Origin of the sequence: Corallococcus sicarius, from assembly GCF_003611735.1 — a bacterium.
Taxonomy (GTDB): Bacteria; Myxococcota; Myxococcia; order Myxococcales; family Myxococcaceae; genus Corallococcus; species Corallococcus sicarius.
On the sequence record NZ_RAWG01000041.1, the window covers coordinates 1 to 17358 of the forward strand.

The following is a 17358-nucleotide window of genomic DNA, read 5'->3' on the forward strand; positions in this document are numbered from 1 at the left end:
CCTCCCCCGCCAATCCTCCGAAAAATATTCAAACCCCACCCCACGACATCGAAACCGGAAGGATCCGTATTCTTGAGCGGATTGTTAAGCCCAAACCGGTAGCGATTAAGCGAACTCGAAACAACTGGATCAGGTGTCAGGAATGCACCCAGGGCTGGATCGTACATCCGCCCCTTCATGTTCACGAGTTGCGATTCATCATCAATGGAGTGACCCTGGAAGCCATTTCTGAGGAAGGATGGCACATCCATCTCTTGGGCCAAGTCATTCAGGGCCTGACGGCCCCCGAACGGAGCAAAGTTCATCCGCTCAACCACCTGCCCCTGCGCATCCGTTATCGCCGAAGGGGTTCCAAGGGGGTCTGCGTGAATATAGAAGACCTGTTCGCTCTCGACGGCCCCAGCGCTTCCCTCGCGCCAGTGGACCTGGGCAATCAGCGCGCCATCGGCCTTCAGGCTGAACACATGGTTCGTCAAGCCGGCCTGAACGCGTCGCTCATATACATCCGCCAGCGTCAGTGTCTCATCCCCATTGGGAAGGACCTTCAAGACACGGCGATGCGCCCCGTCATACTTGTAGTGAGTTGTCTCCTGGCCACGCGATACCTGGGCAGGAAGATCAAACGACGTGTACTGAATCGTCTGCCCCTTCCCATTGGCAAACTGGTTGCCCACTGCGTCATAGTCCATCTGACGGGTCAGTCCCTTCTGGGTCTGGCTCGTCACAGCATGGGGCCTCGGGCCACCGTAACCGAACGTCGAAGTGAAGCCAGGTCCCGCCACGATAGGATGGGTCTTCAGATTTCCGATCGAGTCATAGGTGTATTCCTGCCTGGAGATGGCTCCATGCTGGGTCACCTTCCAGGCTTTCAGCCGATCCGAGTCGTCATACTCGAAATCCTCGGACGTACCATTGAGCAGGTCATGCCGCTCCTCAAGGTTCCCATCCACGGAGAACTTGAACGCAAGCTGCTGCACCTGGCCCAGCCCTGAAGCTTCCAGGTATCTCAGCGTCCCCGTTTTATCGAAAACCCTGCTCGCGCCGACGCCATTGCCATACAGTTCCCGTGGAATCTGCCCCAGGGAGTTGCGTTCCAGCGCCGTCCAATAGCTGAACCCCGTCTCTGCGTTCTTGATGGAGGCCAGATTGCCAACGCCGTCATAGGTCTTCTGGACCACTAGGCGGGAGGCACTGCCCGTCGGACCGACCAACGGGTACGACAGCGTCAGGGGACGACCGTAATCATCGTAGGTGGTCGCCAGCGAGAAACGCTGTCCTTGCACGACCCACGTGGTTTCTGCGGGCCGGCCAATCGAGTCATACAGGTACTCCGTTCTCACGCCGTCAGGACTGACGACCGACTCCAGCTTTCCACTGCCATGGGAGCCGGCGGCACCATCCCAGGCATACCGGGTAACTCCATCGGGAGACGTAACGTCCTGGGGTCGTCCCAACCCATCGCGTTCGATGCTCGTCACGCCAAGCGCATCGGTCCGGCGAATCACCTCGTCGAAGGCGTTGAAGCCCACGCCCGTACGGCCCTGGTCAGCATCCACGAGTGCCGTCTGTCGTCCCAGGGCGTCGTACTCAAGCGAGGTGATATTTCCATTCTCATCGCGCACCTCGCGCAGCTCGCCGCGGACACCGTAGGAGTAACTCACGGACGTGGTTCCGCTCTGCAGGAGCTTGCTCTCCGAGACCACCTTCCCGCGTCCGTCGAGCGTCGTCCGATAGCGTCGGCCAGCCTCATCCGTCACCTCGGAGGTGAGCAGGTCGTAGCTCCAGGTCCTGAAGCTCCCATCCAGCCGCGTGAGCTTTTTGGGGCGCCCCAGCGCATCCTCATCGAAGTAGGTGAACAGCGGCGTCTCGTTGGCCGTATGCGGCTGACTGACACGCCACACCTTTCCATCCGTCTTGTACTCAGTCTGAACATAGACAGGCTCAAGCTGGGGACCGCCCCGGTTCCACTGTTGCAGCACAGAGCGCCCCAGAGCGTCCAACTCGGTCCTAAGAGTCTGCCCCCCCATGACACTTCGGGTCAGGATCCCCCCACCGCCAAGCCGACGCGCATAGGACGTCAGCCGATCCCCTGCGCCCATGACATCCATCTTCCGTTCACGACCGAACCCATCGTAGCTGAATGTTGTTTCGTCTCCATTGCCATCGCGTACTCGCATGGGCACACCAAAACCACGATGGTATTCCATCTCTGTACGGACGCCGCCGGCATCTTCCCAACCTGTAAAGATGCCATCCGCCATTTCATACCCCATGCTCCAGGTCCGAACCTTCCCTAGAAGGTCTCGGGACTCCAATGAGTCCGGCAGTCCAAACTCATTGTAGTAGATTCGTGTTTTCAGCCACTCAGAGGGGCTTGTCGAGTCCGGAGCACGCGTCTCCTCCTCGACAAGCCCCGTCGTAGCATTGGAGGTGTATACGACGTGCTGCTCTGCCCTCCGGCCTTCCGAATCCGTCCATACGGTTTTTGCGTCCCGGAGGCGCGACACCAGCCAACGGCCAAGGTCCGCAGGCTCATAGAGATATGAGTTCTGCTGGCGGTTCATCTTGCCATCCCAGATCACCTGAGCCGAGGATGACGCCAGGTTACCAAACCCGTCGAAGTAGCTGGACGCATTATTGTAGCGATAGCAGTCCTCAATCACATCGGGCTTCTTCAAGCAGACAGACTCTGACGTGTTGACACGTATCAGCCTATTTGATCCATCCTGCATGAACTCGAAGGTCCAGGAACGGTTGCTTGAGTGACGCACTCCATCCACGGTGATTTCGGAAGCTTCGCTCGATGGCAGCGAGATCGCAGCAGACGTCCCGGTCTGCGTCTTGGTCGTGACCTTGGCCCCTGTCACCTCATCCAGGACCCGCCTCTCCATGAACCCGAGCCACCCACGGCCAAGCAGACTCATCCGGCTTCCAGCATAGCTGTACGTCGCAGCGTTCTGGACTGAAGAGCCAATTCCGTCCGTCGTCCGCTTGACCACCCAGGTACCGCGGTGCATTGGCACGATGTTCTGCTGGGGAAACCAGTGCTCGGCTGGCGTATAGACGGCCCGATCACCTGTGTGTCCGTATTCAAATGACGCAAATGCCGCCCCCTGCGTCACCTTCAGCAGGAGCGGCTGCTGCGCACCCTTCGAAATATCAACCAGGACAGCCGAAGAGGTGCACCCATAAGTGTCTGGGACACCATCGCCATTCACGTCGGCGATCCGAGCAGGATGCCGGCCATCAATGACTGCCGCGTCCTCAGGCCTTGAGTATTGCCTCCAGGCAGTGCCAGTCTGGTCGATCGAATAGTGGTAGGGGGTTCCTGAAAACGAACCATCCGCGCGCATCTGGTAGAGTTCGTCCCGCCCATCGCGATTCAGATCCGCGATCACATGACGCTGAGCCAGGACGTAGTACTTATTCACCGCGTCACAAACGGGCTCCTCATATCCATTGCCCGTATTGATTGAGTAGCACGCCCGCGACTCAATGCTGTTCTGAACCGCACTCAGGACAAGGTAGTCCTGAAGGCCGTCACCATTAGCATCCATGGGGTAGAAATAATCATCACTACTCCGTCGTCCTGAGTAGCCATCAACCCGCTCCAATCCCCCTGGCCCGATGACCGCAAAGCGCCCGTCTCCGTAGCCCACCCTTCCCTCACGCCCAACCATGAAAGACTGGAAATCACGCCTTGGTGTGGCCGCAGGCCAGTTTGTCAAAACTGAAGGACTACCAAAGCCAGCTCCTGGCAGGTACTTGCGATAGACAATACCCGGAGAGGGGCCCGACTCATCATAGCCGACATACTCAAGATTACCGTCACCATCCACATCAGCAATTCGCCAATGCTGCATCGCAGTCCGCGACCGAAATGACTCGGAATAGACCGAAGTGAATTCAATATTTCCCGTACTTGCGTTTTTCTTGCCCAAGTAGAGCGCATTTGCAGCCTGACCAGAGCTTGGGCTTGTCCAAATATAGCTGGTGAGCATCAGGTCGGCCCTGCCATCCCGATCGATATCGACCATCGGATTGCCTTCGCCCGTAAGCTCATCCAGCGTTACAGAGCCAGAGAATGACTTGTAAGGAATTAATGGGAGACCTTCGGCAAGAATTGACGGACCGAATCCCGAGCCTGTACTCAGTCTGTAGTGATATCGAAAGTCCCCCTCTTTATACAAAACATCATCTCTCCCATCCCCATCCAGATCTCCGAAGTAGCATTGTGGACTTCCAGCCGTCACCTTGGGATAGGTAAAGCTGATCGACTCACTGCGAATCGTGGCGGGAGGAACATCGTAGTCAAAGACAAGACCTTCCTGGCATCTTTGCGGATCTGCACCGTCGCACTCCGCAACTCCGACCAACAGGCTGGCGGTCTCGCGCGCGTGGTATGCCGTCCTATACTTAAGCCGGTACTCCTTGAGCAGGCCTTCCGTTTCGGGGGCCGGGCCAAACATCGAAACCTTGGTGAGTCGCTTCGCATGGCGAATTTTGTACCCGGACACCCAACGATCCGTCTTGAATGGATCGTCACCGTACTCAAGCACGATCTTGCGAGTCGGGCTGCGCGGTAGGTTCCCTGCAGATCCTGTGTACCGGATCACCGAGGGCAAGATCTCGGCTCCCGCCTGAGAGCTTCCGGTGATCGAATACTCGATGGTCATGTAGTTGCCCATCGTGTCTTCAATCCGGGTCAGCCCCCATTCGAACCTGGCGAGCTTGACGACATTGCGGACATAACTGTCTGTCAGCGAATTGTAGTCCACGCGGGTTTTGAAGCCCGGGGCGATCGGGCCGTAGGTCCTGACCGTTCCGTCCCGTTGATAGGCTTTGAAGAAGCTCGGCCCCCCTTCGGTGAAATTCGAAGCGAGGATCTTCTCATGCCCATTGAACTCAGTGCGGTATTCAGAGCCTTCCGTGCCGTAGCCACCATTGACGACAACAAGTCGCTGACCGTCCAGGCAGTAGCGATCGCCTTGAGGGCCGTCTTCCAAGGTCGGGTCTGCGGTGATTCCGTCCTGAGCTACCGACCTTCCGCAGCGGCTCACCTTGGAGATACCTGCCAGATCCCAACCGAACCCGGCTGATCCCACGCCAGACTGACTGCTGTAGACCAGTGCAAGGGATGGCCCTATCCCGGCTCTTGAGGGGGGAGTCCAGAGCGGAACTGTATAGGTGGAAGCGCCCGTCATGGACACTTCTGCACTGCCCGCCATGGAGCCAGCCGCGTACCCGTCCGCGTCAACTTCCGTAGGAAGAATGCTACCTGGCTCCGGAGGAGTCAGGGCGGCTGAGAGTGCCGGGGTGCTCCACCGTTCGTTTCCGACTTCTTCGGATTGCGGTCCGTCCAGGCAACCGGCAAGTGCGGCCTGGAGATAGACCAGCATCATGAGCGATGCCGCAGCCCTCTTCTTGAGGCCTTGGCGCGGGCGCACCAAGTCCAAGCTGCTTTGACTTAGTCGATTCATTTGGGACATATCTCCCCCTCAGGAGAAGCTTGTAAAATCAGTTGGCCGCGTAACGCACTACGGACTCGGGACGCATGCGTTGCCTTGGCAGACCAGCCCTGCTCGGCACGCGCCGCAATCCAGAGTACCGCTACAACCGTCGCTGATTACGCCGCACGAAGAACCCTGGGTTTCACACGTGGTGCGCACGCATGTTCCGCTCCCGCCAGCCTGTGCCCGGCACACCAGCTCGTCGATGTTCCCATCGCAGTTGTCGTCAGCGCCGTTACACTGCTCAGGAACATTGGACGTGCAGACTCCATAGTAGCCTGTCGTGCAATAATTTTTTCCGGGCACGCGGCACTCGCCATCCTCGACGATGCATGCCTGGGTCAGTGAGCGCGGCTGAGCGGTGCCTGCTGCATTGTCAATGAGGCCATCAGCATTGTCGTCACACCCATTGCAGGTTTCTGCTCCCACGTTGCAGGTGACGCCATCCGCAGTGCAGAAGTAGTTGCACTGGGCCATCCCCGGCTTGCCTCCGCAGCCCGTACAGGAGCCCACTCCAGAACATCCCCAGCAAGACCCCCAAAATCCATAGGCTGGATTGCATGATTGGGAGCCGCCAATAGAGCATCCGGCCGCAGTCTGGCACGGGCGCGATAGGTTCTGGGTTGTTCCAGGGACGTTGTCGATTCGACCGTCACCATCGTCATCGCAGGCATTGCAATCTTCCGCGCCGACCACGCAGTTGCCGAGATTGCAGGAGGCATCGCAAGTCTGGGTTCCGTTTTTATTGCAGTTGGTGCAGGCGACGCTTCCGGCACAGCCCGCACAGGCTCCCCAAGTGCCGTTCGTGCAACTCTGGGTTCCCCCGACAGGGCATGGAGTCCCCGTCCGGTTGCAGCTTCGCGTCAGGGTTCGAGCGCCCTGTCCCGGCCGATTGTCAATCAATCCATCGGCATTATCATCACAGTTGTTGCATATTTCCGCATCGGAGGTCTTGCACGCAAGGACGAGGCCGCTATCGCTACAAACAACCTTGCCCGTTGCGCCTCCGCACCCGGTACAAGATCCTGAGCCAATTCCCTCGGACGCACTGCACCTTGACCAGTAGCCTGCGCCAAAGCATGTCATTGTTCCAGGACAGCCATTGCTCAATGAGCAGCCGGCTTCATCACCCGCGCTGCAGACAGCACTCCAGGCCTTGCCCTGAGGCAGCAGCAATGCCAGCAATGTGATGAACAACCAGCTTTTTGAGTAGACATTGAACATGATGGACAAGCTTCGGCCTGAGCCTTTGCTGGCTTTCTTGGAAATTGACGGGTTGGGTGGGGAGCGCCTGAACCTGGACTCGTACAGGGTCGCATACCAGACGGTCAACCCCCCGATCCTTGAAGGGAAATGGCCCTTCCGTGGGGAGCTGGCCCGGAGAGTCCGGCGTCCTCTTCCGTGCGTGTCCGCTGCACCCTCCAGGGAGTCCTCACTCAAGGGGACATTCCGAGGTACGCGAACCTGACAACGTCAATGGGCAGGTCGAGTCAGTCTTCGCCGACCCGGCCTGCCCATCTTCTCAACTTGAACTGAGGACCGTCAGCCCTGCGGCGCCGCCGAGCGTGACTTGCGCGTGGACTTCTTCGTCGTCTGGATCTCCAGCGACAGGTCCATGGCCCGCGCCGAGTGCGTCAGCGCGCCCATCGACACGAAGTCCACGCCCAGCTTCGCCAGCCGGGGCAGCCGATCCAACGTGACGCCACCGGAGACTTCGATGGGGACACGGTTGGCCGTCAGCTTCACCGCTTCGCGGATCTGCGGGTCGTCCATGTTGTCCAACATGATGACGTCCGCGCCCGCCGCGATGGCCTCCGCGAGTTGCTTGAAGTTGGTGACCTCCACCTCGACCTTCACGAGCCGGGGGCCATTCAGCTTCGCGCGGCGCACCGCTTCGGTGATGTCCCCACCCACGGCCGCGATGTGGTTGTCCTTGATGAGGATGCCGTCGAAGAGGCCGAAGCGGTGGTTGGACGCTCCGCCCATGCGCACCGCGTGCTTCGCCAGCCCCCGCATGCCCGGCGGCGTCTTGCGCGTGTCGAGCACCCGCAGCTTCGAGCCCCGCACCGCCGTCACCGCCTGCTGGGCCAGTGTCGCGATGCCCGCCGCGCGCTGCACCAGGTTGAGCGCGGTGCGCTCCGCGGCGAGCAGCGCGCGCAGCTTTCCGTGGACGCGCGCTGCGACCACCTTCGGTTTGATTTCGTCACCGTCGCGCCTGAGGACCTCCACCTCCACCTCCGCGTCCACCATGTGGAAGACGCGGACGAAGGCGTCCAGGCCGGCGATGATCATCTGCTCCTTCGCGACCAGCTCGCCGCTGCCCTCCGCGTCGGCGGGGACCACCGCCAACGACGTGACGTCCCCCGCCGCGCCCAGGTCTTCGTCGAGGGACAACGCGATGAGCCGATCGAGATAATCCTGCTGCACTTCCGCCTCCTACCGACGGGCCTTGCGGGCCGCCGGCTTGCCCCGGGTGGACTTCTTCGCCGCAGGCTTCTTCGCCGCGGCCTTCTTGCCCGCCGCCTTCTTCGCGGAGGTCTTGCGGGCCGGCGCCTTACGGGCGCTCCCCTTCTTCGCGGCGCTCTTCTTGCCCGCCGCCTTCTTCGCGGCCGGCTTGCCCCGGGTGCTCTTCTTCGCCGCAGCCTTCTTGCCCGCCGCCTTCTTCGCGGGGGCCTTCTTCGCCGCGCTCTTCTTCCCTGCCGCCTTCTTCGCGGGGGCCTTCTTCGCCGGAGCCTTCTTCGCAGGGGCCTTCGTGGCCGGAGCCTTCGCCGCCGGAGCCTTCCGGGCCGGCGCGGCCTTCTTGCCCGCCTTCTTCACGGGCGCCGCCGACGCCTCCGGAGCCTCGCGGGTGTCGCCACCCTCCTTGGCCCGGTCGAACTCGCGCATCGCGTCGTCCACGAGGCCCATGCTCATGTACGCGACGCCCAGGTCGTGGTGATCCGCGGCGGACAGCCCTTCCTTGGTGCCCTCGCGCAGCTTGTTGAGCGCGTCCTCCACCACGGGGTCGGCGGCCTTCGGGGCTTCCCCGGCGGCCTCCGCCTCCATCTCGCCCTTCAGCTCCTGGCCCAGGTTGACGTCGTCCTTCGACGCCTTGGGCTCGGTGGCCACCTTCACGTGGGCGCTCTCAGAGGCTTCGAGCGTGGAGGACTCAGGGTCGGTGCTTCCCGGTAACGGCGACGGCGTCTCGGACTCGGACATGGGGGGCTCCGGGGCGATGCGCTGGAGGTGATCCTGCAGCTTGACCGTGCGCTCCTGGAGCTCCGCCACCCGGGCCTTGTCCTTCGCCACCACGTCCGGCGGAGCACGGGCCACGAAGCTCGGATTGTCCAGCTTGCGCTGCACACTGGTGAGTTCCTGCTCGGCGCGGGCGATCTCCTTCTTCAGCCGGTCGCGCTCCGCGTCCAGATCCACGAGCCCCGCCAGGGGGACGTAGATCTCCAGGTTGCCGCTGACGAACGCCGCCGCCTGCGGAGGCTTGGCGCCCGGCGGGCCCACGTGCACTTCCGACAGGCCGGCCAGCGGCATCAGGTACGCGCGCCAGCGCTCCAGCAGCTCGCGCGTCGTCGCGTCCGGGCTCTGCACCACCGCCTTCACCTTGGCGGACGGCGGCAGGTTGCTCTCACCGCGCAGCGTGCGCAGGCCTTCAATGGCCGCGATGACCGGCGCCATCTCCGCTTCCGCGGCCGCATCCACGCGCGCCGCGTCCGGCTCCGGGTACGCCGCGATGCAGATGCTCTCCGTGGGCCGGGACATCGGCAGCTTCTGCCAGATCTCCTCGGTGATGAACGGCATGAACGGGTGCATCAGCCGCAGGATGCGATCCAGGCAGTACACCAGCACCCCGCGCGTGGTGTCCTTCGCCTGCGCGTCCTCGCCGTACAGCGAGCCCTTCGCCAGCTCGATGTACCAGTCACAGAACTCCGCCCACAGGAACTGGTACAGCGTGGAGGCGGCCTCCGCGAAGCCGAACACCTCCAGCGACGCGCGCGTCTCCTCCGTGGCCTTCTGCAGCCGGGAGAGGATCCACCGGTCCGCCAGCGTCAGCGTGCGGCCCTCCAGCGGCGTCGCGTCCAGGCTGAAGTCGCCCATGTTCATCAGGGCGAAGCGGCTGGCGTTCCACAGCTTGTTGCAGAACGCCTTGTAGCCACCCAGGCGGTCCATCGACAGCTTGATGTCCCGGCCCTGCTGCGTGAGCGACGCGAGCGTGAAGCGCAGCGCGTCCGCGCCGAACGCGGGCATGCCCTGCGGGAAGCGGTTGCGCAAGGACGGCTGGAGCGCGTCCACCTTGGCGCCGAGGATGACGTCCAGGGGATCGATGACGTTCCCCTTCGTCTTGGACATCTTCTCGCCCTTCTCGTCGCGCACCATCGCGTGCAGGTACACGGTGCGGAAGGGCACATCCCCCATGAAGTGCAGGCCCATCATCATCATCCGGGCGACCCAGAAGAAGATGATGTCGTGGCCCGTCTCCATCACGGACGTCGGATAGAAGGTCTTCAGCTCCGGCGTCTGGTTCGGCCAGCCCAGCGTGGAGAACGGCCACAGCGCGGACGAGAACCACGTGTCCAGCACGTCCGGGTCCTGCGTCAGGTCCTTCCCACCACACTTCGGGCAGGACTCCGGCGCCGTGCGCGACACGATGACCGCCGACGAATCCAGCGACCGCTCCTCACCCGGGGGGCTGCAGGCTGCGCAGTACCAGGCGGGAATCTGGTGGCCCCACCACAGCTGGCGGCTCACGCACCAGTCGTGGATGTTGCGCATCCAGTGGAAGTACGTGTTCGTCCAGGACTCGGGGACGAACTTCGTGCGGCCCTGCTCCACCGCCTCGATGGCCGGCTTCGCGAGCGGTTCAATCTTCACGAACCACTGCGGCGACAAGCGCGGCTCCACCACCGTGGCGCAGCGCTGGCAGGTGCCCACGTTCAGCTTGTGCGGCTCCTCCTTCTCCAGGAGCCCCAGCTCCGTCAGGTCCGCCAGCACCTGCGTGCGCGCCTCGAAGCGCTCCAGGCCGGCGTACTTGCCGGTGTCCTTCGTCATCCGCGCCGCTTCGTCCAGGATGGACAGCATCGGCAGCTTGTGGCGCAGGCCCGTCTGGTAGTCGTTGAAGTCGTGCGCGGGGGTGACCTTCACCACGCCCGTGCCGAACTCCATGTTCACGAGCTCGGCGTCCGCGACGATGGGGATGTCCCGGTCCGTCAGTGGCAGCCGCACGGAGAGGCCCACGAGCCCCAGGTAGCGCGGGTCGTCCGGGTGGACGGCCACGGCGGTGTCGCCCAGCAGCGTCTCCGGGCGCGTCGTCGCCACGGTGAGCGTGCGGTCGCTGTCCTTCACCGGGTAGCGGATGTGCCAGAGCGAGCCGTTCTTCTCCTCGTGCTCGACCTCCAGGTCGCTCAAGGCCGTGCGGCACGAGGGGCACCAGTTGATGAGCTTCTGGGCCCGGTACATCAGGCCCTCTTCGTACAGGCGGACGAAGACTTCGCGCACCGCGGCCGACGACTGCTCGTCCATGGTGAAGCGCTCGCGGCTCCAGTCCAGCGACGCGCCCAGGTAGCGGTGCTGCTCACCGATGCGCGCGCCGTACTTGCCCTTCCACGTCCAGACGCGCTCGAGGAACGCCTCGCGGCCCAGGTCGTGGCGGCTCTTGCCCTCGGACTTCTTGAGCTCCTTCTCCACCACCATCTGCGTGGCGATGCCCGCGTGGTCCGTGCCCGGCAGCCAGAGCGCGTTGAAGCCGCTCATCCGCTTCCAGCGCGCGAGGATGTCCTGGATGGTCGCGGTGAGCGCGTGGCCGATGTGCAGGCTGCCCGTGACGTTGGGCGGCGGCAGCACGATGCTGAACGGCGGCTTGGCGGAAGTGGGCTCGGCGCGGAAGTAGTCGCGCTCCAGCCAGTGGTTGTACCACCGCGCCTCCACTTCGGAGGGCTCGTAGGCCTTGGACAGTTCAGTCGTGTCAGTCATTGAAAGCGGCCGGCCCCCGACGGGGCCGGCGGGGAATCAGGGGGGACTGCGAATCAATGCTGGGTCTCGCGGTCCTTGATGAGCCGCTCGAGCTCCTGCCGGATGATGGTCTCCGCCAGCTGCGGTACGACCTCCCAGGCGATCTTCTCGATGACCTCGCGGGACGCCTTCGACAGGGCCTCACGCAGCAGCGCCTCGCCGCCATCCGCCGGACGACGCCCGGGCGCCGCGGCCGGCGCGGGACCACCGAGGTCGAGGGAGATCTCCTCCGTGTGCTCGGGCAGCGAGTCCTCGATGCGGAGGTTCTCCGTGCGGGCCTGCACGGCGGCCGGAGGAGGCGCGGACGGAGCGCCCAGCCCGAACGGATCCCGCGCGCGGGCCGCGGGCGGAACCGCCGCGGGGTGCGAAGGCGGCAGCGGCGTGCCCCCGGCGGGAGGACGCGGGAAGCCGCCCGGGATGTTCGGAGCGCCAGGGCCCGCGGGACGCGCGGCCATGCCCGGAGGCGGCGGGACACCCGGACCCGGAGGACGCGCGCCCGGAGGCGGCGCACCCGGAGGCGGACGCGCCATGCCCGGAGGCGGCGGGACACCCGGACCCGGAGGACGCGCGCCCGGAGGCGGCACGCCCGGCCCCGGAGGACGCGCACCCGGCGGAACGGCGCCCGGAGGCGGCATGCCCGGACCGGGAGGACGCGCACCCGGAGGAACAGCGCCCGGAGGCGGACGCGCCATGCCCGGAGGCGGCGGCACACCCGGACCCGGAGGACGCGCGCCCGGAGGCGGCACGCCCGGACCGGGAGGACGCGCGCCCGGAGGCGGCGCGCCAGGACCCGGCGGACGGGCGCCCGGAGGCGCGGCGGCGGGCGGCTGCGCGGCGGCGGGCGGCTGCGCGATGGGCGTGGCGGCCTGGGGGAACACGCGCGTCGCGGCGGAAGCCGGCATCGTGTTCGACTTCTGGCCGACGAGCGCCTTCACCTTGTCGAGGAGGATCTGGCTCTCGAAGGGCTTGGTGATGTGGTCATCCGCCCGGGCGGCCTTCGCGCGGTTCTCGTCGAACGCCTCGAAGGTGCCGGCGAGCAGCAGCACCGGGATGGCCTGGGTGGAGGGGTCGTTCTTGAGCGCCTCGCAGACCTCGTAGCCGCTCTTGCCCGGCATCATCACGTCGGCGAGCACCACGTCCGGACGCAGCTCGCGCGTGCGGGTGATGGCGTCCAGCCCGTTGTCCACCGCGGTCACCTGGAAGTCTTCCGTCGCGAAGATCATCCCGATCACCTTGCGGATGGTGAGCGAGTCGTCGGCGATCAGTAGATTCTTGGGCATCGGCTCCGGCCTTCGGGGGGCGCATACCCCCCTGAATTCGTTTGAGATTTCGGGCGAGCAAGCCTGCCTGCCGGCCCTGTGTCAATCGGAGAAGCTTAGGGGGCGCGCTCTTGGCCGATCAAGAAAACATGCGCTGCAGGTCCAGGAACATCACGGGATCCGGCAGCCCTGGCGCCTTGAACGTGCCCATCAGCTCGGCGGGCTTGAACTTCTGAAGCACACCGAGCACCCGGGTGGCCGCCAGCCCTACCGTACGTCCGGCCATCTCCGTGAGGACGAAGAGGTCCTCCACCTTCGCCGGCGCCCCCAACAGCGCCGGAACCGAACAGATGGGCCACAGCGCCTGCGCGTGGGGGTAGACGCCCGCCACCGGCCCGCTCTGCACCGGCAGCACGCTGAAGGACACCCCCTTCGGCACCACCTGGGAGACACAGCCCAGCGGCACTCCGAAGAGCACGCCCTGCGACTCCAGCACCAGCGCCCGCTCCGGAGGCACGTCCGCCCAGTGCACGGGCCGCAGCTCCGGCGGCACCGGCCGCGGGCCCACCCGGTGCGGCAGCGCCTCCACGATGAGCTCCAGGTACAGCCGGTCCTTGTGCAGCACCGCGCCCCGGCTCAACGGCGCCAGGGAATCCGCGAGTCCCGGAGGTAGCAGGAAGAACGGATCCCGCGCGACGTCCGCCACCTCCACGACCGAGCGAACCCGCACCGCGAGCGTGGGGCTGACGTCCAGGACGACGACCATGCCCGGCACTTCCTCGGGGGCGCCGCCGAGCAGCGCGGAGAGGTCCTTCACCTCGAGTACGCCACGCAGGCTCGTTCCGCGCGCGCCCGGCATGGCGACCTCCATCACGGAGGTGGCCTCCACGGCGTAACGCGTCTCACCGGCTTCAACCAGCAGGCAGAGCCGGCGTCCGCTTTCAAAAGGCGACACGGGGGTGACCCTAGCAGCGTTCAGGGGCTTGGTGCTAAGCCGTGAACAGTCATGGCGCGACTGCTCCTCGTCGACGACGAAAAGATCGCCCGCAGCCTCTACGGCGACTACCTCACGGCCTCAGGACACATCGTCTCGGCGGTGCCCACCGTGGCGGAAGCGAAGGCGGCGCTCGCCGCGGAGCGGTTCGACGCGGTGGTGACGGACCTCATCCTGCCCGGCGGCGACGGCATGGAGATCCTCCGCCACGTGCGCGATCGCTACCCCGGCGTGGAGGTGGTGGTCATCACCGCGCTCGACAAGGTGGCCCCCGCGGTGCGGGCCATCAAGAGCGGCGCGGCGGAGTACCTGGTCAAGCCCGTGGCGCCGGAGGCCCTGCAGCACGCCCTGCGCCGCGCGCTCACCACGCGCGACCTGATGCGGGAGAACGCATCGCTGCGCCATCACGTCGCGCTCCTGGAGGCGGGCCAGCGCATCGCCACCACGCTCGACCGCGACCGGCTGGCCACGGCCACCTCCGACGCGCTGGAGTCCATGGCCAACGCCTCCGCGGTGATGCTGCTGGAGCGCGACCCCTCGTCGGGCTTCCGCTCGCACGGCATGCGGGGCCTGCCGCCGGACCTGCACGACACGCTGGTGCCCCTGCTCGTGGAGCGACTGGCCACCACGCGCGAGCCGACCCGGCTGGACGGCCTGCAGGTGCCCTGGCCGCGCACCCTCACCTTCCCCGCCGTGGACGGCGAGTCGGTGCTGGGCCACGCGGTGCTCTTCCACGACAGCGCGCCGCCGGAGCACCACCCGGAGACGGTGGGCTTCCTGGTGCGCAACTGGGCGCTCGCGCTGCGCAACCTGGGCCGCTTCGCCGCCGTGGAGGACCTGGCGTACGTGGATGATCTCACCCGCCTGTTCAACACGCGCTACCTGCAGCTCGTGTTGGACCGCGAGGTGAACGAGGCCGTGCAGACGCAGCGGCCCTTCTCCCTGCTGTTCCTGGACCTGGACCGCTTCAAGGCCATCAACGACACGCACGGGCACCTGGTGGGCTCGCGCGTGCTGGTGGAGGCCGCGCGCGTGCTCAAGGGCTGCGTGCGCGATCCGGACGTGGTGGCCCGCTTCGGCGGCGACGAGTACGTGGTGCTCCTGCGCGGCACCGACTCCGGCGGCGCCCTCAAGGTGGCCGAGCGCATCCGCCGCACCATGGAGACCCACCAGTTCCTGGGCCGCGAGGGGCTGTCGCTCAAGCTCACCACCTGCATCGGCGTGGCCAGCTTCCCCGAGCACGCCCAGGACAAGGACCACCTGTTGGATCTCTCCGACCGGGCGATGTACCGCGGCAAGCGCGGCACCCGGAACGTCGTCTACATGGCGGCGCAGGACCTGGAAGCCACCCCGGCCGAGCGCCGCCAGGGCCCGCCACCCCAGGGCTGAAGCGTCACCCGGGGCGTGAAGCTCCGGGGCTCCGAGGCTTCGAGGCTCGGGAGCCTCTACTTGCGCAGGCTGCCCACGGTGAGGCGCTTGGGCAGCTCCGGATCCACGGCGGCGGTGCCCCCGCCCTCGCCCACCGACTCCACCTCCTCGTGGGACGCGCCGGACGTGATGAGGCGGTACTTCTGCGACGCCTCGCGGTCGTGCTGGGCCTGCTCGGGATCCAACCGGGCGATGAGCTGCCAGAAGAGGGCCGCGTGCTCACGCTCCTCGTCCATGACGTGGCGCAGGATGGCCTTGGCGTCCTCGTTGTCCGTCGCGTCCAGGTGCGCGGCGTAGAGGTTGATGGCGTCCAGCTCCGCTTCGATGTTGAGCCGGATGGAGCGGGCCAGTTCGGAGTCCGTCAGCTTCCGGGGCACCAGCGAGTGGAACGGGTTCGTCTGCGGCATGCGGACCTCTGCGACAGGGGGACCAGCCACCGGGCGTGCGGATGTTCCCGACCCGGACTGAAGGCGCCGCGAGCATCCGTTCGACGGGCGGCCGGGTCAACCGATTCCCGCCGGGGGTGCGTTGCGCGTGGACACCTGCCTCCGCCATGCTCCCGGGCATGGAGACCCCCTCGCCGCTTGCTCAACTGCTCCAGGCCCTGGAAGCAGGAGACCTGCCTGCGGCCAGACTCGCGGCGGTGGCACTGCAGCGGGCCAACGCCCATACCCACCAGGTCGCCGCCGAGGTCCTCCACGAGCTGCGCCAGCCCCTCCTGGGCGCCAAGGCGTACGCCCAGTTGCTGGCCGAGGAGGGAGGCTCCAGCGGCCCCCTGAAGCTGCTGCTCGCGCAGGTGGAGCGGATGGAGCAGATCGTCTCCGACTTCATCCGCCTGGCCAGCGAGCGGCCGGCCCCGCAGCAGCGCCAGTCCCTCGCGGCCCCCATCTGGGCGGCGGCGAAGGTGTTCGGCGTCAACCCGGACTCGGCGCGCATCTCCCTGGAGGTGGACGCGCCCGAGGACCTCACCATCCAGGGCAACGCGCGGCTCATCGAGCAGCTGACGCTCAACCTGCTCAACAACGCGCGCGACGCCATGGCCGGCCGGGGCCGCGTGAAGGTGACGCTCGCGCGCGAGGGCGCCTCCGTGGCGCTGTACGTGTCGGACTGGGGCCCGGGCATCCCGGCGGAGCTGCGCGAGCGCATCTTCGAGCCCTACGTCACCGCCAACAAGCGCGGCACCGGCCTGGGGCTCGCCGTCTGTCGGCGCATCGCGCAGGAGCACCACGCGCAGATTTCACTCGTGTCCCCCACCGTGCTGCGCGAGGTGCCGCCCCCGGCCACGGTGTTCCGCGTGCTCTTCCCGCCCACGGACGCGCCCCTGCCGCAGCGCAAGCGCCTGCTGGTGGTGGACGACGAGGCCATCATCCGGACGGTCTTCAAGGACCTGATGGACAAGGAGTGTGAAGTCATTGAAGCGGCCACCGGCGAGGCCGCGCTGGAGCTGCTCCGCTCCACCCCGGTGGACCTCATCGTCACCGACAAGAACCTGCCCGGCCTGTCCGGCCTGGAGCTGGCCCAGCACGCGCGGCGCCTCAACCCCGCCTCGCGCGTCATCCTGATGACGGGCTACCCGTCGCTGGTGACGACGCAGCAGGCGCTGCAGTTGGGCGTGGTGGACTACCTGCTCAAGCCCTTCGACGACATCCGCCAGGTGCGCACGCTGCTGCGCCAGGGGCTCTTGGCGCCCCCGGCCCCTCCCGCGCCCACCGTGAGCCCCTCGGCCCGCCGGGTGGACGTGCTGGAGGACAACCCGGCCACCGCGCGCCAGATCACAGAGGCGCTCACCCTGCTGGGATTGGAAGCGCGCATCCTCTCCAGTTCGGAGGTGGCGGCGCTGGAGGCCCCCGTGGGCGTGGTGGTGTCGTGGGACTTCGCGCCCGCCTACGGGAAGAAGGCGCTGGAGCTGGCGAAGGCCCTGAGCCAGGGGGCGCCCTTCGTCGTCCTCGCCGAGCACCTCACCATGGAGACGGCGCTCGCGAGCCTGCGCGCCGGGGCCGCCGCGTGCCTGCCCAAGCTCATCTCCGACGCCTCGGCGCTCAGCCGCGAGCTGGGGCTCGCCTTCAAGAAGGCGCTGCCCTGAAAAAGGGTCCGGCCCCGGGCACCCCGCGCTGCTTGCGCTGGGTCCACCGGAGCCGGAAGGTCTTCGGGTGACGGGGTGACGGGC

Annotated in this window: 8 protein-coding genes; 2 read left to right on the forward strand and 6 right to left on the reverse strand. The window is 65.9% G+C overall.

Annotation, left to right across the window (positions count from 1 at the left end):
* The 5 genes from D7X12_RS42310 to D7X12_RS08950 all read right to left on the reverse strand — a co-directional run.
* Positions 1-5402 (reverse strand): RHS repeat-associated core domain-containing protein (locus D7X12_RS42310; protein ID WP_158620007.1); only part of this gene is annotated, 5402 nt, incomplete at its 3' end.
* A gap of 1650 nt (positions 5403-7052) precedes the next feature.
* A complete protein-coding gene (gene nadC, locus D7X12_RS08935; protein WP_208718899.1) occupies positions 7053-7937 on the reverse strand; it encodes a carboxylating nicotinate-nucleotide diphosphorylase in 885 nt (294 codons plus the stop codon).
* A 9-nt stretch (positions 7938-7946) separates the two neighbouring features.
* Positions 7947-11471, reverse strand: coding sequence for a valine--tRNA ligase (locus D7X12_RS08940; protein ID WP_120624844.1), 3525 nt, complete (start codon positions 11469-11471; stop codon positions 7947-7949).
* Positions 11472-11524: 53 nt separating this feature from the next.
* Positions 11525-12790: a response regulator gene (locus D7X12_RS08945; protein ID WP_120624845.1), complete on the reverse strand. Its 1266-nt coding sequence runs from the start codon at positions 12788-12790 to the stop codon at positions 11525-11527.
* 118 nt (positions 12791-12908) lie between these two features.
* Entirely contained in the window at positions 12909-13724 is an 816-nt protein-coding gene (locus tag D7X12_RS08950) for a chemotaxis protein CheW (RefSeq protein WP_120624846.1), read from the reverse strand.
* A gap of 51 nt (positions 13725-13775) precedes the next feature.
* Here D7X12_RS08950 and D7X12_RS08955 point away from each other — a divergent pair, with 51 nt between their 5' ends.
* A complete protein-coding gene (locus tag D7X12_RS08955; RefSeq protein ID WP_120624847.1) occupies positions 13776-15152 on the forward strand; it encodes a diguanylate cyclase in 1377 nt (458 codons plus the stop codon).
* 56 nt (positions 15153-15208) lie between these two features.
* Here D7X12_RS08955 and D7X12_RS08960 read toward each other — a convergent pair whose 3' ends face one another.
* Complete coding sequence (locus D7X12_RS08960) at positions 15209-15598, reverse strand: demethoxyubiquinone hydroxylase family protein (protein ID WP_120624848.1); 390 nt, start codon at positions 15596-15598, stop codon at positions 15209-15211.
* 158 nt (positions 15599-15756) lie between these two features.
* Between D7X12_RS08960 and sinK the strand changes: the two genes are divergently transcribed.
* Positions 15757-17274, forward strand: a complete 1518-nt coding sequence (gene sinK / locus D7X12_RS08965) for a hybrid histidine protein kinase/response regulator SinK (protein ID WP_158620008.1) — start codon at positions 15757-15759, stop codon at positions 17272-17274.
* Positions 17275-17358 lie beyond the last annotated feature (84 nt).

What these genes read in the sequence shown, in the direction of transcription:
- D7X12_RS08960 (WP_120624848.1), bottom strand. Translation starts at nt 15,598, where the DNA reads ATGCCGCAGACGAACCCGTTCCACTCGCTGGTGCCCCGGAAGCTGACG.
- sinK (WP_158620008.1), top strand. Translation starts at nt 15,757, where the DNA reads ATGGAGACCCCCTCGCCGCTTGCTCAACTGCTCCAGGCCCTGGAAGCA.
- D7X12_RS08940 (WP_120624844.1), bottom strand. Translation starts at nt 11,471, where the DNA reads ATGACTGACACGACTGAACTGTCCAAGGCCTACGAGCCCTCCGAAGTG.
- D7X12_RS08945 (WP_120624845.1), bottom strand. Translation starts at nt 12,790, where the DNA reads ATGCCCAAGAATCTACTGATCGCCGACGACTCGCTCACCATCCGCAAG.
- D7X12_RS08955 (WP_120624847.1), top strand. Translation starts at nt 13,776, where the DNA reads ATGGCGCGACTGCTCCTCGTCGACGACGAAAAGATCGCCCGCAGCCTC.